General features: G+C 42.6%; 18 protein-coding genes and 1 riboswitch. Of the genes, 7 read left to right on the forward strand and 11 right to left on the reverse strand.

What is annotated here, in order from left to right; translation table 11 throughout:
- Positions 1-24: 24 nt before the first annotated feature.
- The 6 genes from ACP7A0_RS15350 to ACP7A0_RS15375 all read right to left on the reverse strand — a co-directional run bounded on the left by ACP7A0_RS15350 (position 25) and on the right by ACP7A0_RS15375 (position 5,615).
- Positions 25-1,176 carry an acetylornithine transaminase gene (locus ACP7A0_RS15350; protein WP_106039531.1) on the reverse strand — a complete coding sequence of 384 codons (1,152 nt, stop codon included), beginning with the start codon at positions 1,174-1,176 and terminating at the stop codon, positions 25-27.
- The gene (gene argB / locus ACP7A0_RS15355) at positions 1,173-1,949 is read right to left on the reverse strand and encodes an acetylglutamate kinase (protein WP_034663330.1); all 777 of its coding nucleotides are present in this window, start codon (positions 1,947-1,949) and stop codon (positions 1,173-1,175) included. Before argB ends, ACP7A0_RS15350 begins: the two co-directional genes overlap by 4 nt.
- Positions 1,950-1,963: 14 nt before the next feature.
- Positions 1,964-3,184, reverse strand: a complete 1,221-nt coding sequence (argJ, locus tag ACP7A0_RS15360) for a bifunctional ornithine acetyltransferase/N-acetylglutamate synthase (protein ID WP_375567228.1) — start codon at positions 3,182-3,184, stop codon at positions 1,964-1,966.
- Positions 3,185-3,204: 20 nt separating this feature from the next.
- On the reverse strand, positions 3,205-4,242 hold the full coding sequence (argC, locus tag ACP7A0_RS15365; RefSeq protein ID WP_426005780.1) for an N-acetyl-gamma-glutamyl-phosphate reductase: 1,038 nt from the start codon (positions 4,240-4,242) through the stop codon (positions 3,205-3,207).
- A 233-nt stretch (positions 4,243-4,475) separates the two neighbouring features.
- Positions 4,476-4,784: a metal-sulfur cluster assembly factor gene (locus ACP7A0_RS15370; protein ID WP_060595986.1), complete on the reverse strand. Its 309-nt coding sequence runs from the start codon at positions 4,782-4,784 to the stop codon at positions 4,476-4,478.
- A gap of 45 nt (positions 4,785-4,829) precedes the next feature.
- Positions 4,830-5,615: an alpha/beta fold hydrolase gene (locus ACP7A0_RS15375; RefSeq protein WP_060595985.1), complete on the reverse strand. Its 786-nt coding sequence runs from the start codon at positions 5,613-5,615 to the stop codon at positions 4,830-4,832.
- A gap of 136 nt (positions 5,616-5,751) precedes the next feature.
- Here ACP7A0_RS15375 and ACP7A0_RS15380 point away from each other — a divergent pair, with 136 nt between their 5' ends.
- From ACP7A0_RS15380 to ACP7A0_RS15390, 3 genes are all read left to right on the forward strand, one after another.
- Positions 5,752-6,564, forward strand: coding sequence for a Cof-type HAD-IIB family hydrolase (locus tag ACP7A0_RS15380; protein WP_012009535.1), 813 nt, complete (start codon positions 5,752-5,754; stop codon positions 6,562-6,564).
- Positions 6,565-6,652: 88 nt separating this feature from the next.
- Complete coding sequence (locus ACP7A0_RS15385; RefSeq protein ID WP_034663354.1) at positions 6,653-6,805, forward strand: hypothetical protein; 153 nt, start codon at positions 6,653-6,655, stop codon at positions 6,803-6,805.
- On the forward strand, positions 6,802-6,993 hold the full coding sequence (locus ACP7A0_RS15390) for a DUF3813 domain-containing protein (protein ID WP_024425070.1): 192 nt from the start codon (positions 6,802-6,804) through the stop codon (positions 6,991-6,993). The genes ACP7A0_RS15385 and ACP7A0_RS15390 overlap by 4 nt, the downstream gene beginning before the upstream one ends.
- Before the next feature lie 60 nt (positions 6,994-7,053).
- On the opposite strand, the gene ACP7A0_RS15395 is transcribed toward ACP7A0_RS15390, so the two are convergent.
- Both ACP7A0_RS15395 and ACP7A0_RS15400 read right to left on the reverse strand, forming a co-directional pair.
- Positions 7,054-7,509 (reverse strand): BsuPI-related putative proteinase inhibitor, encoded by a 456-nt coding sequence (locus tag ACP7A0_RS15395; protein ID WP_060595983.1) that lies wholly within the window; start codon positions 7,507-7,509, stop codon positions 7,054-7,056.
- Between the two features lie 14 nt (positions 7,510-7,523).
- Entirely contained in the window at positions 7,524-8,366 is an 843-nt protein-coding gene (locus tag ACP7A0_RS15400) for a YitT family protein (RefSeq protein WP_034663360.1), read from the reverse strand.
- Positions 8,367-8,506: 140 nt separating this feature from the next.
- On the opposite strand from ACP7A0_RS15400, the gene ACP7A0_RS15405 reads away from it, so the two are divergent.
- On the forward strand, positions 8,507-9,364 hold the full coding sequence (locus ACP7A0_RS15405; RefSeq protein WP_034663363.1) for a DegV family protein: 858 nt from the start codon (positions 8,507-8,509) through the stop codon (positions 9,362-9,364).
- Positions 9,365-9,412: 48 nt separating this feature from the next.
- On the opposite strand, the gene ACP7A0_RS15410 is transcribed toward ACP7A0_RS15405, so the two are convergent.
- From ACP7A0_RS15410 to ACP7A0_RS15420, 3 genes are all read right to left on the reverse strand, one after another.
- Complete coding sequence (locus ACP7A0_RS15410) at positions 9,413-11,062, reverse strand: methyl-accepting chemotaxis protein (protein WP_060595982.1); 1,650 nt, start codon at positions 11,060-11,062, stop codon at positions 9,413-9,415.
- Positions 11,059-12,036, reverse strand: coding sequence for a BMP family lipoprotein (locus ACP7A0_RS15415; RefSeq protein WP_426005679.1), 978 nt, complete (start codon positions 12,034-12,036; stop codon positions 11,059-11,061). Before ACP7A0_RS15415 ends, ACP7A0_RS15410 begins: the two co-directional genes overlap by 4 nt.
- 232 nt (positions 12,037-12,268) lie before the next feature.
- The gene (locus ACP7A0_RS15420; protein ID WP_066031051.1) at positions 12,269-13,117 is read right to left on the reverse strand and encodes a CvfB family protein; all 849 of its coding nucleotides are present in this window, start codon (positions 13,115-13,117) and stop codon (positions 12,269-12,271) included.
- 237 nt (positions 13,118-13,354) lie between these two features.
- Between ACP7A0_RS15420 and ACP7A0_RS15425 the strand changes: the two genes are divergently transcribed.
- The 3 genes from ACP7A0_RS15425 to metH all read left to right on the forward strand — a co-directional run bounded on the left by ACP7A0_RS15425 (position 13,355) and on the right by metH (position 19,378).
- Positions 13,355-13,846 (forward strand): YajQ family cyclic di-GMP-binding protein, encoded by a 492-nt coding sequence (locus tag ACP7A0_RS15425; RefSeq protein ID WP_060595979.1) that lies wholly within the window; start codon positions 13,355-13,357, stop codon positions 13,844-13,846.
- A gap of 81 nt (positions 13,847-13,927) precedes the next feature.
- Positions 13,928-14,046, forward strand: a riboswitch (SAM riboswitch).
- A 78-nt stretch (positions 14,047-14,124) separates the two neighbouring features.
- Positions 14,125-15,966 carry a bifunctional homocysteine S-methyltransferase/methylenetetrahydrofolate reductase gene (locus ACP7A0_RS15430; RefSeq protein ID WP_426005682.1) on the forward strand — a complete coding sequence of 614 codons (1,842 nt, stop codon included), beginning with the start codon at positions 14,125-14,127 and terminating at the stop codon, positions 15,964-15,966.
- Positions 15,950-19,378, forward strand: a complete 3,429-nt coding sequence (gene metH / locus ACP7A0_RS15435; protein ID WP_426005684.1) for a methionine synthase — start codon at positions 15,950-15,952, stop codon at positions 19,376-19,378. The genes ACP7A0_RS15430 and metH overlap by 17 nt, the downstream gene beginning before the upstream one ends.
- Positions 19,379-19,413: the final 35 nt, after the last annotated feature.

A 19,413-nucleotide genomic window follows, 5' to 3' on the forward strand; every position in this document is an offset into this window, starting at 1 on the left:
TTATGCGTTTTGGTGTAAAAAAATTTATACCGTCACTGCTTCATTTGCTAAAACCTGAGTAATCGCTTCTATTGCATGATCTATTTCTGCTTTTTCTACATTCAGCGGAGGTAATAACCGAATCACATTTGGACCAGCTGGAAGTACCAGCAACCCTTGTTCTCTAAGAGCTGTGATATAATCACCGACTGGCTGATGACATTCAATCCCTGCCATCAATCCTTTTCCGCGTACTTCTTTTACAATATTCAGTTGTTTCAGATCTTGCAGCTTTTCTAACAGATAAGCGCCTTTTTCTTTGACTTCTGAAAGAAACTCTTCTTTGAAAATGACATCGAGTGTTGCATTCACTGCGGCCATGGCAAGCATGTTGCCACCAAAGGTTGTTCCGTGTGAACCTGGTGAGAATGCATCTCCTAAAGCCTTTTTCCCTATGACCGCACTGACTGGGAAGCCGTTTCCTAAGCCTTTAGCAGAAGAGATAATATCAGGATCAAGTCCCGTTTGTTCGTATGCAAACGCTGTTCCTGTACGTCCAATACCCGTTTGAATTTCGTCTACGATCAGCAGTGCTTCATGCTTTTGGCAAAACGCTTGAACGGCTTCTAGAAATTCTGCTGTCGCTGGATTTACTCCACCTTCTCCTTGCACAACCTCAAGCATTACCGCTGCCACATCATCGACTTCACACGCCGCAATAGCGTCTGGGTCATTAAACGGTACATAATGAAAGCCTTCCAGCATAGGGCCAAAGCCAGTTTTGATTTTATCTTGACCTGTAGCAGCCATACCAGCATACGTGCGCCCATGAAAAGAGTGCAAAAATGTCACGATATTTGTTTTCCCTGTTGCTTTACGCGCTAATTTGATCGCACCTTCATTTGCCTCAGCTCCGCTATTGCAGAAAAACACGAGGTCTCCTGAACTGTTTGCCGCAAGCTTTTCTGCTGCTTTTTCCTGCAGTCCATTTTCAAATAGATTCGATACATGCCAGACGTGATCAAGCTGCTTCTTGATGGCTTGATTGACCTTTGGGTGATTGTGGCCTAGATTTGTAACCGCAATGCCTTGTATAAAGTCTAAGTATTTTTTTCCATTTGTATCGACTGCCCAAGAACCTGCTGCCTCTTTAATTTCAACATTCCACCGTCCATACGTTTGAAAGAGATGACTCACAGAACCGCCTCCTTTTGTTTCACAATTCTTGTTCCTTTAAAGGTTTCCCCTGTAAAGATACTGCCTTTGCCATTCACGATCATGACTTCATCCACATCTCCTGATAAAGCACTCAAAGCGGATTGCACTTTTGGAATCATTCCCCCGGAAATAATGCCTTCATCAATGAGTGAAAGGGCTTCTTGTTCGGTGACGACATCTAATAATTCACCATTTTTTAAAATGCCTTCCACATCTGTAACAAACATGAGCTTATCAGCTTTCATGGCTCCTGCGACAGCTGATGCTGCTAAATCAGCGTTTACGTTTAACGTTTGGCATTCTTCTGTCATAGACAGCGGTGCAATCACAGGAATAAATTGTTTTTCCATTAATGCTTCTGCCATCTCTGGATGGACTTCTTTGATTTCGCCAACGTATCCGTACACGTCTTGATCGAGGAAATCGGCGACAAGCATCTGCCCATCTTTTCCAGATACGCCGACAGATGAAATATCATGCTTTGCGAGCTCTGACACAAAGTATTTATTCACCGTTCCCGAGAGGACCATTTCAGCTACTTCTAATACAGGCTTCGTTGTTTTACGCTGCCCGTCAACAAATTCTGTTTTCACTTCTAATTTTTGCAGCATGCTAGTGATTTCAGGACCTCCACCATGGACGATAGCCAGCTTAAATCCAGCAGCTTGAAGTGAGCGTACATTTTCATAAAAGGTATCTGAAAGTTCTCGAATGACACTGCCTCCACACTTAAATACGATCGTTTTATCCATGTCTATCTCCTTCATTATGTGCGATAGCTCGCGTTAATTTTCACATAATCATAGGTAAGGTCACAGCCCCATGCTGCTGCTTTACCATTTCCCTCATTCATTTGAATCAAAATCGTGATCTCATCCTGCTCTAGATACGCTTTTGCTTCCTCTTCTGAGAATGGCTGCGGTTCATTATGTTTAAACAGACATTGTCCGCCTAAATAAACTTCTACCTCTTGTGGTGTGACGGAAGCTGCACTATGACCAATGGCTCCAACGATTCGCCCCCAGTTGGCGTCGGTGCCGTAGACGGCTGTTTTCACAAGACTTGAACCAACGATTTTCTTCGCTATGATGCCGGCTTCTAAATTATTTTTGGCGCCAGCAACTTGCGCTTCAATTAATTTCGTTGCACCTTCTCCGTCTCTTGCAATCTCTTTGGCAAGATCCTCACAAGCTAGCTTTAATCCTTCTTTGAACAATGGCCATTCTGGATGCTTTTCATTTAGCGCATCATTTTCTGCCATGCCATTTGCCATCACAAGTACCATATCGTTTGTCGATGTTTCCCCATCGACGGTAATTTGATTAAAGGTCACATCGGTAATGTCACGAAGTGCGTTTTGCAGGGCTTCCTGTTCGACATTTGCATCCGTTGTCACGAAGCCAAGCATCGTTGCCATGTTCGGATGAATCATGCCAGAGCCCTTTGCTGCACCTGCAATCAGAATCTCTTTGCCGTTTATCGTCAAGGTGTATGTTGTATTTTTAATGACTGTATCTGTTGTTAAGATTGCCTCTTCAAAATGACCATTTCCTGCTTTTGCTTCTTTCAGCTGCGAGATGCCTTTTTTGACTTTATCCATATCGAGACACTCTCCAATGACACCAGTAGAAGAAACAGCAATGTAATCAGGTTCTACCCCTAACATATCTGCGCAGGCTGCCTGCATTTCGTATGCGTCCTTCAAACCTTGCTCACCAGTACATGCATTGGCGATGGCACTATTGACAATGACACCTTTTAATTGCCCTGTCTTTTTTAAGCTTTTCTGAGTGACTTGTAGAGGTGCAGCTTGAAAGTGACTTTGTGTATATACCGCTGCACTCGCTGCCGGCACCTCACTGACAATCAGTCCAAGGTCTTTTTTCGAATAGCGTAATCCAATATGAATCCCCTTTGCTTCAAAGCCTTTTGGTGATGATACGTCACCGTCTATTTTTACAATGCTTTTTTCATTCAATTCGATCATGTTTGTTGTCTCCCCTGTTCTTATGGATAGAGAGGTGTCATTGTGAGGCCCGCCTCTTCATCTAAGCCTTTGATGATGTTGAAGTTTTGAACCGCTTGGCCGGCTGCGCCTTTCATGAGATTGTCGATCACAGACACAATCGTGAGTCTGCCTGTACGTTCATCTAAATGAAAGCCAATGTCACAGAAATTACTGCCGTAGACTTCCCTTGTTTGCGGATACACGCCGTGATCTCTCACTCTGACAAAATAGGAATCTTCATAAAAGCCTTTCATATGCTTCATCAATTCCTCTTTTGTGATATCTGATTTCAGCTGTGTATACATCGTCGCCATAATCCCCCTTGTCATCGGGACAAGATGCGTTGAAAATGTGATGTTCGCCGTTTGCGGATTCCATTCTCTTAATATTTGCTCTATTTCAGGTGTATGTTGATGTTCATTTACCTTATAAATTTTGAAATTGTCGTTTAGCTCTGAAAAATGTGTTCCAAGTGAGGCAGATCGTCCTGCACCGGACACGCCTGTTTTTGCATCTATTATGATCATAGATTCATCGATTAGATTCTGTTTCATCAGCGGTGCTAAACCGAGAAGAACTGCGGTAGGAAAGCACCCTGGGTTTGCAATAACTTCAGCCTGCTCAATTGTTTCACGATTTAATTCAGATAATCCGTACACAGCTTGTTGAACAGATGCTTGATCAGCTGCCCTTCGTTTATACCAAGCTTCATAGGTTGCGCCATCTTGAATGCGCAAATCACCTGATAAATCAATAATGGGCACTCCTTGATTCATGAGCTTCGGCGAAAGTTCACTTGATACGCCTGCTGGTGTCGCTAAAAACACAGCATCTGTTTCTCGCACAATGGAAGCTGGATCAATGGCTTTTAATGTTTGATCAGTAATAGTTGTCAGATGCGGATAAGACTGACTGTATAATTGCCCATCACCACTTGATGTATACAATATACATTCCCCCACATGTGGATGATGCTTGAAGATACGAACCAATTCCGCACCACCGTACCCTGTAGCACCTATAATACCTATTTTCAACGTCAATACACCCTCTTGATCTTTGTGAAATTATTTAACATTATAACATGTATAAAAATTAATTCAATTGTATATTTAATATTTGTTTTCATTTTTTTTCAACAAAAAATCCGCATATCTTCATGAGACATGCGGATTTATCTTTATATCAATCCATTCTCTTCCTCTACCTTAATTTTTCATAAAAAAACCTGGCATGAGTTCAACTCATACCAGGCATTTTTCATATGTGCTTATTGAATACCGAGCGCGATTTTTGCGTATCTTGACATTTTGTCTCGTGTCCAAGGCGGATTCCATACGATGTGAACTTCTGTTTCTTTTACTTCTGGAAGATCACTTAATGCTTTTTTGACTTCATCCACGATAATTGGTGCAAGAGGACAACCCATTGATGTTAAGGTCATGGTGACATCCGCTTTTCCATTCTCATCAAGATCGACATCATAGACAAGTCCAAGGTTGACGATGTCGACATTCAGCTCAGGGTCAATCACCTGTTCTAGGGCGCCTAAAATATTTTCTTTCAATGCTTCATCCATGATATCCACTCCTTTTCCATTAGTATAACGTACTTTTTCCTTTGACTAAACGTTTGTGCTTTTCAGATGTGTCACAAACCAGTCAATCGTTTCAAACATTGCTTGTCTTGAGACCTTATGGCCAGCTTGTCCGTCTGTGATAAAACGAATCAGGTGCGGGTCTTCTTTATATTGGGTTGCTGCTAACTCGTCATAAAGAGCCTTTGCATGCCGGTAAGGAACAACTGGATCGTTTTCTGCATGCCAGAATAACAGTGGTCTTTTGTTTAATCGATCCGTTTGCAGCGTTAAATCATAAGGGCGCAGGGCGTCTAATTGCTGATGAACCTCTTCGTCTGTAATCTCTTTCATCAACCCTTTGTGCCGCATGTCCATGATTTGTGCTTGTAGAAATGTCGTATATTTCGGACTGCCCATCAAGCTGACTGCTGCTTTAATCCAATCATGCTTGGCCAGTGCACCAAAGGTGGTGATGCCGCCCATGGAAGTACCCGCAACACCTATCAGATCGGCTTCAATCAATTGTTTTTCTTGAAAGTATGTTTTGAGTATATCGATTTCACGTATTTCGTTCAGGACAATTTCCCAGAACTTTGATGCCAGTTCCTCTAAGCTGAGGTTTTCTGATCTTACACCATGATAAGCACAGTCAGGCAAAATCACTCTCATGCCTTTTTCCGCCAAATGAAAGGCGAAGTGTAAGTTGTGCTCACGTGCACTTGTAAATCCGTGTATGAAAAATACAAGCGGAAGCGGTTTGTCTTTATTTTCAGCTTTTACGATATGTAAAAATGGAATATCGTGTTCAGTTTGCTCATCAATGGTGATCACAGCCTATGAATCCTCCTTTATCATTCCCGTCTTTGTTTATTTTAACATGTAGACAACAAAGATGTGATAAAGATACACTATAGGTAGAGGCGCCGCACGAACTGCCTCCTATCACTTACAGATCAAAGGAGATTTTATGGAGACTAAACCTTATCTAATCGCACTTGACCTGGATGGCACGTTATTAAAAGATGATAAAACCATCTCTACACACACGCTTGACGTCATTCAAAAAGTGAAAGACAGCGGGCATCATGTCTGTATTTCAACCGGCCGGCCATTTCGTTCCAGCTCTCCTTATTATCAGCAATTACAGCTTGATTCACCCATTGTGAATTTTAATGGAGCGTTTGTCCATCATCCTCTTGATGAAAAATGGGGCAGATTTCATACGTCACTTGATCTCCAAGTCGTTAAACAGCTTGTAGACATTAGTGAGGAGTACAAAGTGCACAATGTGCTAGCTGAAGTGTTAGATGATTTGTATTTCCATTACCATGATGAGAAGCTCATTGATATATTTAATATGAATGCAAATAAAGTCACCGTGGGAGACCTTCGGGACAACCTTGGAGAAAATGTGACGAGCGTGTTAATCCATGCAAAAGAAGAGGACGTCGGAGCCATTCGAAGCTATTTATCAGATGTTCATGCAGAAGTGATTGATCACCGGCGGTGGGCTGCTCCGTGGCACGTGATTGAAATCATTAAAACAGGCATGAATAAGGCCGTTGGACTGCAAAAGATCAGTGATTATTACGGCGTTCCCCAGGAGCGGATTGTGGCATTCGGAGATGAAGACAATGATTTAGAAATGCTTGAATTTGCTGGATGCGGCGTGGCAATGGGCAATGGAATCGATGCGGTGAAACGTGTTTCAAATGAAGTCACTGATACGAACGAACAAGATGGGATTGCAAAGTTTCTAACGAATTACTTCTCGCTTTAATTTTTCCATTCATACATAACCGAAGGAAGCGGGCATACTACCGTTAGACAGGTTGTCCTGTCAGCTTGTGTAAAGGGGCGGATTCCGAATGGGTAAAAGAAGCAAATCGAAACGCTTTATACAACAAGGTAAAGATTCAGTCAGTCTGCATGACGCACGTTTTCCTTATCGTTCGACACTTGAAGAAGCGGCGGCGGACAGGGGAAATATGAAGACTGATGCTTCTGGAGGTTCATTGTGAGAAACGAACTTTTTGATCAAGCCAAATCATTTACTGAAGAAGCCCTTACTTCTTCATTTTCATCTGGGTTAGAGCGTCAACAGGCGGTCAAACGAGCCAAAAATGCCGTATCTTCTGCATTTGCCAATTCGACAGATGCAGAAAGAAACCAGCTGCATACCTTCCAAGACTTGCTCGATGATCTCTAACATAAAAAAAGCTGTCCACCATTGGACAGCTTTTTCTGATTCTCATGAAGCAGGAAGCACTTATTTCACTTGGAACGTTTTCTTTTCCGTGATTTGCTTCAGCCCTTCTGCTTTTCCTTTAAATGTGACGACCGCTTCATACATTCCCGGCTTGACACCGTTTGACCACGTATCTTGAAAATCATAGGCTTCGCCTTTCTTCAGTACAAAAGATTGGATGGCCTGTGTGAACATACGGTCTTTCGAATAGCGGTATTGTTCATTTCCGTTTTCGTCATACACACTGAGTTCGAATTTCTGGCTTGTGTTAAAAGTAAATTCAATATCTCGATCTGATTCATTTTTCAGCGACATGTTAAATTGAACCGAAGAACCTTTCTGGACGGGGTCTACTGTGAGTACAACCGTTTTTTCTCCCATTTGACCGGATACCTCCTTGTCTGGTTCATCCTTTTTTTGTTGTCCACAAGCGGCTAAAATCAATAAAACGAGAAGAAGCACCAACCCTTTTTTCATTTGCTACCCACCTTTTAATCTCGTCTGAAAAATCCAAGAATATTGGTTGTTTGCACAATATTTGTAAAGGCTTTTGGATCGACTTCTTTAATAATTTGTTCAAGTTCATACAGCTCATACCTTGTAATGACGATCACCATCATTTCTTTTTGCTCGTTGGTAAAAGCTCCTTTTGCAGGTACAGTCGTAATGCCCCTGACCATTTTTCCATAAATGGCTTCTTTGATTTCATCAGCTTTCTTCGTCACAATCATCGCGGTCAGCTTCTCATGTCTTGTATGGATGGCATCAATGACCCTTGTGGTCACATATAATGTGACAAGGGTATATAATGCTTTCTCCCAACCTTGTAATAATCCTGCTGTAAAGATGATGATTCCATTTAAAATGAAGAAATATGTGCCGACTGGTTTATCCTTCCACTTCGCTAAGATCATGGCAAGGATGTCGAGCCCTCCTGTTGATGCCCCGTATTTGAGGGTGATCCCAATCCCGAGTGCAGATATGACGCCGCCAAACACAGCATTTAGTAATATATCCTGTGAAACACTCGTTTCTGGTAAGATGCCGAGGAAAATGGTCGTCAGTGCAACACTGATGATGCTGTATAACGTAAAGGAACGGCCAACTTTCATCCAGCCTAAAATGCCGACTGGAATATTTAAAATAAATAATAGGATCCCTGTTGATATATAAAATGGCGCATATTGATCCATTAAGCTGGATAACAGCTGGGCCACCCCTGTAAACCCGCTCGCGTATACATCAGCTGGGATTAAGAATAAGTTCAGTCCAATCGCATTGAGCAGTGCACCAATGACGACGACAATGAGTTTTTTTGCTTCTCCAATGAACATATTGTCATTCCTCCACTTACCATTCTCTCTATGGTTTTCCCTAAAATTTAGAATTTGAACACGAAAAGATGATTTCTGTGATATAGTTAGGCTAAAAAGATGTAAAATATGGCTGATATTTTTAGAAAGAAGGGATTTTGATGACTGTTCATATCATAGCAGACAGTGCTGCTGATCTGCCTCTTTCTTATTATGATGAACATAACATGACGCTCATTCCGCTGCGTGTGTTACTTGGCGAGCAGGAATTTGAAGATTTGATCACCATTGAACCAAAACAAGTATTTGATGCGATGAGACAAGGTGCCAGCCCAAAAACGTCACAAGCTTCACCAAACCGAATCAAAGAAGCCTTTGTTTCTGTCGCACAAACCCATACATCTGCAATCTATGTTGCCTTTTCATCAGAGCTTTCCGGTACATACCAAACAGCTGTGATGATGGCAAACGAAGTGAAGGAAGAATACCCTGATTTTGATTTGCGAATCATTGATTCTAAATGTGCTTCACTCGGCTATGGGCTTGCTGTCAAACACGCTCAATCACTTGCCATTGACGGAAATACAATACAAGAAATTGAAACGTCTGTAAAGCATTTTTGCGAATCTTTACAACATATTTTTACTGTAGACGATTTATCGTATTTAGCAAGAGGCGGAAGAATCAGTAAAGCGTCCGCATTTGTTGGCGGTTTATTAAGCATTAAGCCCATTTTACACGTCGAGGATGGAAAGCTCATACCACTTGAGAAAATCCGCGGACGTAAAAAGCTGTTGAAACGCATTATTGAACTGATGAAAGAACGTGGAACGGATTGGCCAAATCAAACTGTGGGCATTAGTCATGGTGATGATCCTGCACTTGCAGAAGACATGAGACAATTGATTGAAGCCGAATTTCATCCAAAAGAAATTGATATTCAGATTGTCGGCGCGGCTGTTGGGTCCCATTCAGGCCCAGGCACGCTTGCCATCTTCTTTACAGGCAAACCATCATAAAAAGCACCCTTCCCTGACACATCACGGGAAGGGTGCTTTTCTTATGACTTATGAAAGTTTAAACCGATGGACGGTTTCATTTAACCTTGCCGTCATACTCATCAGTTCTTCTACCTGTTTGTTCATTTGATGGAATGATTGCAGCTGTTCATTGGCCGAGGCAGAAATTTCTTCGCTGCCAGCTGCTGTTTCTTCTACAACCGCACTAATATTTTCAATCGAGTTCAGCACTTGTCCGCCAAGCTCTGTTGATTGAACAATTTGGTCATTTAAGACAGCCATTTCTTGTTTAATGTGCTGCGCTTTTGTTTCTATATCTTCAAAGGAGTGTGAGGTTTTGTCCATCGCATCCTGCTGTTGAAGTGAAAGCTTGACTCCTTCTTTGACAGTTTGACTAATGGATTGAATGCCTCTTTCAATATGACTGACCATATCAAAGATTTGTCTTGTAGCGTTAGATGATTCATCGGCAAGCTTACGAATTTCATCTGCAACAACAGCAAAGCCTTTTCCAGCTTCACCTGCTCTTGCCGCTTCAATCGCCGCATTTAGCGAAAGTAAGTTTGTCTGATCCGCAATGTCAGAAACAGTTTTGGCCATGGCCGAGATGCCGCTGGCGTATTGCGTGAATTCTCCTGCTGACTGCTCGATTTGCCTTGTGGCATGTGTATTTTTTTCAATCGCAGTTTTTGTTTCTGTTAACGTGTGCTTTCCACTTTCCACTGCTTCTATGGCATCCTCAGTACTTTGGATGACTGTTTGTGAACGTTCGGAATTTTTACGTCCATGCTGATCCATCTTTTCAATCAAACTGACGCCATGCTGGAGATCCTCTGAAATGGCTTGTGACCCATTTGCCATTTCGTCTGTCGAGACAGATACTTGATTTGCAGATTCCATCAGCTTTTTGTTTTCATCATCTAACTGGATCGAGAATGTCTCTACTTGACTTGAGACATTGCTGATTTCTTTAATCAGACTAATCAGCTGATCTGTCATTTGATTAAAGGATTCATTCAAGCCGCCGATTTCATCCTTGCGCTGAATGTCCATCCGTTCGACAGCAAGGTTGCCTTCTGCGATCTGCTTCGCTCGGTAGGATAGTGATTTGATAGGGGTCACGATGGATCTTGTTAACCCAATATTTAAAAAGACAGCAATGACAATTAGTGTGAGGGCTGCAACGAGTGCACTGGTGATGATCCATTGCACGTTATCAGATGTATTCTCTAGATTTTGTTTATACGCTTCTTCTGCTCTTTTATTCATTGTATGGACGTCGTTTAAAACACCATCAATTCTTGCAGCGACCCGTCTTGCATCTGATGCATTTTTTTCACCAATGGCACCATTCGCTTCCTTGGTCCACGTATCATATTTTGTATTTAACCTTGTTAGTGCATCTTTGTTGATATTACCTGCATGTTTGTTTAACGTTTGCAGCTGTTTTTTTGCTGTAGAAATATCGGTTTGAACTACTTCTAGCTGTTCATCAGAAAGTGTCATGGAGTAATTGGTCATGGCTTGTTCAACACTTTCAAAGCTTGCTTTTGTTTTTTGAACGTTTAATAAGGTTTGAACTTCTGTTTCATTTGATGATTGGATCTTTGTCATACTGACAATGATAAAGGCAATGACGCCAACTGCTAAAAGAAGTGAGACGAGTGAGTTGAGTAAAATTTTGATGCGTAAGCTCATGATGCGTCCCCCTCTTCTTTCAGAAGTTTCTGCTTCAGCTCATTTACTTTTTTGGTCAATGTCTCAGCGTTCTTCAGCACCCGAATTCTTGCCATATCGATTCCGTCATTGCTTAAGTCGTAGACAACATGCCCACTTTTGATCTGATTGTTCTTGACGAGCTGTTCGCTGAATTGATAGACCACTTCATCGACTTTTTTTACCATGGACGAAATTACCGCTTTTTCAGCGGTGTAGTACTGATCACTATCTACACCAATGGCATATTTGCCCTGCGCTTGCGCTTCTTTTAATACACCGACACCTGTATAGCCAGCTGCGGCATATAAAACGTCAGCTTTCTTTTTGATCATGCCTTTAGCTATTTTACTGCCTTTGCCCGCATCACTAAACGTATTAGCATAGGTGGATAAGATCTTGATGTTCGGATTCACTGATTTGGCGCCTTTTTGAAACCCTTTTTCAAAACGATGGATCAAATCCGCATCGACACCGCCAACAAATCCAATGACATCACTTTTCGTTGTCATGGCAGCAAGTGCGCCCGCTAAATAGCTGCCTTGCTCTTCTTTAAACGTCACGGAGGTCACATTTTTCAGCTCAGATACGGCATCGATGAGAAGGAATTGCTTCTTCGGATATTTCTTTGCGACTTTTTCTAAGTCTTCTTGCATACTAAAGCCTACCCCGATGATGAGGTCATTGCCAGCTTTTACGAGCTCTATCAGTCCTTTTTCATATGTATCGGTTTCTGCAATTTCTCTATAATCAAATTCAATCCCTAGGTCATCACGTGCTTTTTCTAATCCTTTAAATGATGAATCATTAAATGATTGATCACCAAGACCATCATCTGTGAGCATAACGCCAATATGCTTCGCATTTGATGCCGGTGGTTTCCCTTGCTGATTGCTGCATGCGGCGAGCACCATAAGCAGGGCTGCCACCAGAAGCAATGAAATTTTCACTTTCATCCACACACACACTCCTTTTATCATCCTTACTCCTTTCTTATCGGATTTGAGAGGCGTTGTTTCAATGATTAAGTGAAGGTTTTTCAGCTTTTTTCATGACTTTTTTCACTGAAAAAAACCATTATTTATAACAAATATAAAAAAAGGGATAAAATCATGATGATTTTATCCCTTTTTCTTCTTTTCAGTGAGATATGAAAACCCTTGAAGTCAGGGTTTGTTTTCACGCTGCTCATTTTTTCTCGTATGTCCAGCCCTCTTTTTGGTAGATTAAGTCATTTTTCATCAAATGACCTAATGCTCGTTTAAAGGCTGCCTTGCTCATTTGGAATCGTTCGCGGATGTCTTCTGGATCACTTTTGTCCCCATAAGGCATGGCACCATTTCTCGTTCTCATATAGGTTAAGATTTCTTCTGCATCGACAGATAACGCTTCCTGTTTTCTAGGAAGCAGAGAAACGTTCACGGTTCCATCCTCTTTCACGGCAATGACGCGTCCTGTCACGGTCGATCCTAATCTTGGTTCTTCCTTTCGTTCCGTGCGGTGGATAAACCCTCGCACGCCTGTATCTGTCAGCATAAAAGAGCCTGTCGCAATTAAGCGATAAATGGTTCCAGTGATTTCTTTGTTCATTAAGGTTTCAGGTGCCTCAGTAAACAATTCACTGATCACATCTTCAGTCGCTGGCTTTGCGAACATTCTGCCGTAGCTTGTGACTTTCAGCATACAGTAGAGTTTGTCTCCTTTTTTTGGCCATGCTTCCTCAAAAGGCGGGAGGTGTTCTGTTGCAACAAGTGCATCCTTTGACAGCCCGACATCGACAAATGCGCCCATGTCTTCTACCACGTCTACGACTTCTACCCAGCCATATGTATGCGCATTGATTGTAGGTATTTTCATCGTGGCAGCCAGTCTTTCTTCATGATCTACATATAAGTAGACCTCTACTTCATCTCGGTCACCAATATCCTCTGTCATCTCACTGCGGTGCAAGAGGACCGAATCTTCACCATCTGTCAAAAAGTAGCCGTATTCCATCTCGTTCTCTATTTGCAAGGTCAGTTGCTCACCTGGTCTCATGTTCTCTTCCTTCCTATCTGCCCATAAAAGAGCGTTCGTTCATCTTTTGATTCACTTTATTCTACTATACTTCTCCTCACATGAACATCTCTAGTTCTGTTAGCTAAAGTGGACAAACTGGACACGATTTATACCGCTGCCGGCTGAACTCTTTGACTCGTCTCTTCGATAAAGTTTCTTCTTCTCCTATTTGCATGATAAAATAGACGCAATATCTATACATGGAGGTCATGTGTTATGGCAAAAGAAAGCTCATTTGACATTGTATCGAAGGTTGAACTGCCAGAGGTGCAAAATGCTGTTCAAGCAGCGCTGAAAGAAATTAAAAACCGTTATGATTTTAAAGGAAGTAAAAGTGATATTTCTCTTGAAAAAGAAGAGCTCGTTCTCATCTCTGATGATGACTTTAAGCTGGAGCAGCTAAAAGATGTGCTTGTGACAAAGCTGATCAAACGAGATGTTCCTACCAAAAACATCGACTACGGAAAAACCGAGCATGCCCTTGGCGGAACAGTACGCCAGCGCGCGAAGCTGATCAGCGGGATTGATCAAGACAACGCCAAAAAGATCAATGCACTCATTAAGCAATCCGGCATCAAAGTGAAGTCACAGTTTCAAGATGACCAAGTGCGTGTAACAGGGAAAAATAAAGATGATTTACAAGAGGTTATTTCTCTTATACGCAAGGCAGATTTACCAATTGATGTTCAATTTATAAATTTTCGATAAATTTCAAATTTTCCATTGATTATTTCCGATTTTTTCGATACAGTTGATGGAAGTTCAATTCATTGACATGTTCATATCACTTTCTTATCAAGAGAGGCAGAGGGACTGGCCCTGTGAAGCCTCAGCAACCGGTGTAGTAGAAATATATTTTCTATGACCAAGGTGCTAAATCCAGCAAGCAACTGCTTGGAAGATAAGGAGAAGAATTACGATACAGCCAAAAAGTCTTCTTCTTATCAGAAGGCTTTTTTTGTTACATAGAAATAAGGAGGAAACCAATGGGCCTATTACAAGACTTACAAAACCGCGTACTGATTGCTGACGGTGCAATGGGAACACTTTTATACTCTTACGGCATTGACCGCTGCTTTGAAGAATTAAATTTATCGAAAGAAGAGGAAGTAAAGCGCGTGCATGAGGCATATGTGCAGGCTGGTGCTGACATCATCCAAACAAATACGTACGGTGCGAATTATATTAAACTATCCCGCTACGGCTTAGAGGAAGAAACGAAGCGCATCAATACAAAGGCCGTACAAATCGCAAAAGCAGCCGCAGGCTCCGCTTATGTACTCGGAACGATCGGCGGCATTCGAACATTTAACAAAAATGCCTACTCTATTGAAGAAATTAAACGAAGCTTTAGAGAGCAGTTGTACATTCTATTAAATGAACAGCCTGACGGATTATTGCTAGAAACGTACTATGACATGGAAGAAGCGAAGGCCGTTCTCCAAATTGCACGCAAAGAAACGACTCTCCCGATTGTCATGAACGTCTCCATGCATGAACAAGGTGTTTTGCAGGATGGAACCCCGCTCAAGGATGGTTTATCTGAATTGTCCTCTCTTGGCGCAGATGTCGTCGGCATCAACTGCAGGCTAGGCCCTTATCATATGATTCAGGCACTCGAAGGCGTACCGATTTTAGAAAATTCCCATTTATCAGTCTATCCTAACAGCAGTCTTCCCTCTCTTGAAGAAGGCAGACTCGTCTATGATACAGATAACGATTATTTTCGAAAAAGTGCACTTGAATTTAGAAATCAAGGCGCACGTATTATCGGTGGCTGCTGCGGAACAACGCCTCAGCATATTCACGCAATGGCTGAAGCGGTCAAGGATTTAGCGCCGATCACTGAAAAAGAAGTGAAAGTATTAAAAGAAGAAATCATTTCGATTCAAGATCAGCGGACTGAACCAGGTCTTGATGAGCTGGCTGCGGAAAAACGGACGATTATTGTAGAACTTGATCCGCCGAAGAAGCTGAACTTCGAAAAATTTCTCGTCGCGGCAAATGAGTTAAAGAATGCAGGCATTGATGCCTTGACATTAGCTGATAATTCTCTTGCGACCCCGCGCATTAGCAATGTGGCTTGCGGCGCATTATTGAAACAGCAGCTTGATATGCGTTCACTTGTCCATATTACGTGCCGTGATCGTAATTTGATTGGGCTTCAATCCCATTTGATGGGTCTCGACACCCTTGGTTTAACTGATATTTTAGCCATTACAGGCGATCCTTCTAAGATTGGAGATTTCCCAGGTGCAACGTCGGTTTATGATTTAACCTCCTTTGATTTGATCCGGCTGATCAAGCAGTTTAACGAAGGTCTTTCTTTCTCAGGGAAGCCGCTTGGTAAAAAGACCAATTTTTCAGTAGCTGGCGCGTTTAACCCGAATGTTCGTCACATTGATAAAGCGGTCAAACGTCTTGAGAAAAAAATCGAATACGGCGCTGATTATTTTGTTTCACAGCCTGTTTATTCTGAGGAACAGCTTGTGAAAATTCATGAGGAGAGCCGTCATTTGGATAAACCGATTTATATTGGCATTATGCCGTTAACAAGCAGCCGAAATGCAGAGTTTATTCATCATGAAATTCCAGGCATCAAATTATCTGATTCCATTCGTGACATTATGGCCAAGGCTGGCGAGGATAAGGAAAAGCAGCGAGCAGAAGGCTTAGCGATTGCCCGCTCTTTATTAGATACAGCCTGTGAATTGTTTAATGGCATTTATTTAATTACCCCTTTCCTTCGATCAGATTTAACAGCAGAACTGACCACCTACATTCATCAGAAAGAAAAGGAGTCAAACATCCATGTCAACTATCACTGAACAGCTAAAGAAACGCATCCTCGTCCTTGATGGTGCAATGGGGACCATGATTCAAAATGCCAATCTCACAGCAGAAGACTTTGGCGGAGAAGAGTATGAGGGCTGTAACGAGTATTTGAATGTAACAGCCCCTCACATCATCCGCGCGATTCATAGGGAATACCTTGAAGCAAGTGCCGATCTCATTGAAACAAATACATTCGGGGCTACAAAGCTCGTCCTTGATGAATACGGGCTTGGCCACCTTGCCTATGAACTCAATGTACGGGCTGCCCAGCTGGCAAAGGACGAAGCTGACCGTTACTCCACGCCGGAGCAGCCTCGATTTGTTGTAGGCGCAATGGGACCCACAACAAAAACATTATCTGTGACAGGCGGCACAACCTTCGATGAACTCGTCGCCAACTACAAAGAGCAGGCCCGCGCCCTGATTGATGGCAAATGTGATGCCCTTCTTTTAGAAACAAGCCAAGACATGCTGAATGTAAAAGCTGGATTCAAAGGCATTCAGGAAGCCTTTCAGCAGGCAGGCATTCAATTACCACTCATGGTATCAGGTACAATTGAACCAATGGGCACTACCCTAGCTGGTCAAGACATTGAAGCCTTTTATATCTCTCTTGAGCACATGAAACCAATTAGTGTTGGCCTTAACTGTGCGACTGGTCCTGAATTTATGACAGACCATATCCGCACGCTCTCCTCCATCGCCAAGTCAGCGGTTAGCTGCTATCCAAATGCTGGTCTTCCAGATGAAGAAGGTCAATATCACGAATCCCCTGTTTCTCTTGCTAAAAAAATCGCCGCTTTTGCGAAGGAGGGCTGGTTAAATATTGTTGGCGGCTGCTGCGGAACAACACCTGCACATATTCAAGCTTTGTCAGATGAAGTACGCACGATTCAGCCGCGTCACATCGCGCATGAATCGTCTCAGCATACCGTATCAGGAATTGAGCCCCTTATGTATGAGGAATCAATGCGTCCTCTTTTTGTAGGAGAACGGACCAATGTTATTGGTTCACGCAAGTTCAAACGACTCATTGCGGAACAAAAATTTGAAGAAGCGTCAGAAATTGCTCGCGCACAGGTAAAAAACGGCGCTCACGTGATTGATGTGTGTCTCGCTGATCCAGACCGTGACGAGGCAGCTGACATGGAAGGCTTTTTACAAGAGGCCATGAAAAAAGTCAAAGCCCCTTTTGTCATTGATTCAACAGATAAACACGTGATTGAAAAGGCGCTCACGTATTCCCAAGGGAAAGCCATTATCAATTCCATTAACCTCGAGGATGGCGAAGAACGCTTTGAAGAAATTCTTCCACTTGTAAAGCTGTACGGCGGTGCACTTGTTGTCGGCACGATCGATGAAACAGGGATGGCTGTAACAGCAGAACGAAAGCTCGAGATTGCCGTACGCTCTCATGATCTATTAACGAAGAAATATGGAATTCCCGCAAGTGACATCATTTTTGATCCACTTGTCTTTCCAGTAGGCACTGGAGATGAGCAGTATATTGGGGCTGCCGAAGAAACGATCAAAGGCATCAAAATGATCAAGGAAAATCTGCCTGAGTGCCTGACGATTTTAGGCATCAGCAACGTGTCTTTCGGACTCCCGCCTCTTGGCAGAGAAATCTTGAATGCCGTCTACTTGTATCACTGCGTCCAAGCAGGACTTGACTACGCCATTGTGAATACGGAAAAGCTTGAACGCTTCGCTTCCATTCCAAAGGAAGAAATCAAGCTGGCTGAAACGCTGCTCTATGAAACAAATGATCAAACACTTGCTGAATTCACCCAATTTTACCGAGGCAAAAAGAAAACGGAGAAAAAACCAAAGGTCTCCTTATCACTTGATGAAAGGCTGGCACTCTACGTCGTCGAAGGAACAAAAGAAGGACTTATCGATGATTTATCCCTTGCTCTAGAGCAATTTGAATCACCACTTCATATCATCAATGGTCCGTTAATGCAGGGAATGGCTGAGGTTGGACGTCTTTTTAATCAAAACGAGCTGATTGTGGCGGAAGTGCTTCAATCGGCAGAGGTCATGAAGGCATCTGTATCGTATCTCGAGCAATATATGGAAAAGCAGCATGCAAGCGGGAAAGGTAAGATTCTACTTGCAACTGTAAAAGGAGATGTCCATGATATCGGGAAAAACCTTGTCGACATCATTTTGAGCAATAATGGCTTTCAAGTGGTCGATCTCGGCATCAAGGTGACACCTCAAACATTGATCGAAGCTGTGCAAAAGGAAAAACCAGATATGATTGGATTATCAGGATTGCTTGTGAAATCAGCTCAGCAAATGGTACTCACCGCTCAGGATTTACAAAAAGCGAATATTTCCGTTCCCATTTTGGTCGGCGGCGCTGCACTTTCTCGGAAATTTACGAAAATGAAGATTTCGCCTCATTATGACGGACCGGTTCTTTATGCAAAAGATGCGATGGACGGCTTATCTTTAGCCAATGAATTAAAAGCGAATCCTCTTCAGTTTCAAACAAAGTCCGGAGAAGAGCCTGTGGCTCCTTTTAAAGAGAAAGAAGCAAAGCAGCCACAAGCTGTCATTGAATTACTAGAAAAACGTGCGGCACTCCCGCAGGCACCTATTTTTACGCCAGAGACTATGGCACGTCATTATGTGCGGGACATCGATTTGCATCACATTATGCCTTATGTGAATGAACAAATGCTCATTGGTCACCACCTTGGATTAAAAGGAAAGGTCAAAACATTGTTAGCTAACCAGCATCCAAAAGCATTGGAATTAAAGCAGCTTGTCACAGACCTTCTAAACGAAGGCAGAGAGAAAAACTGGTTTGCGCCGGCATTTGTGTATCAATTTTTCCCTGCCAGTTCAAACGGAAATGATCTGCGTATTTATGATCCCGCAGCGCCTGACCGCATCATTGAAACGTTCCAATTCCCAAGACAGGAGAAGCTTCCGTACCGCTCTATTTCTGATTATGTGCGGAAAAGCGGCGAAAACGAGAAAGATTATATTGCCTTATTTGCCGTCACAGCTGGTGCGCGTATACGTGAAGTTGCGCAGCAATTTAAGCAAGAAGGAGATTATTTAAAAATGCATGCGGTCCAAGCTCTGGCGCTTGAGCTTGCAGAAGGATTAGCCGAAAGAACCCACCAAGTGATTCGTGACAAATGGGGCTTCCCTGACCCAGTCGATTTCACAATGGAAAAACGATTTCAGGCAAAATATCAAGGGCAGCGCTATTCCTTTGGTTATCCCGCTTGTCCAAATCTTGAAGACCAAGAAAAGCTGTTCAAGCTGCTTCAGCCTGAAAAAATTGGCATCCATCTGACAGAAGGGTTCATGATGGAACCTGAAGCATCTGTTTCAGCAATCGTCGTTTCTCATCCTGAAGCTCGATATTTTAATGTTCATTAATGCAGGGCCTCCGGAATTGGAGGTTCTTTTTTGAT

This window comes from Bacillus sp. DWP3-1 (assembly GCF_049896565.1).
Lineage (GTDB): Bacteria > Bacillota > Bacilli > Bacillales > Bacillaceae > Bacillus.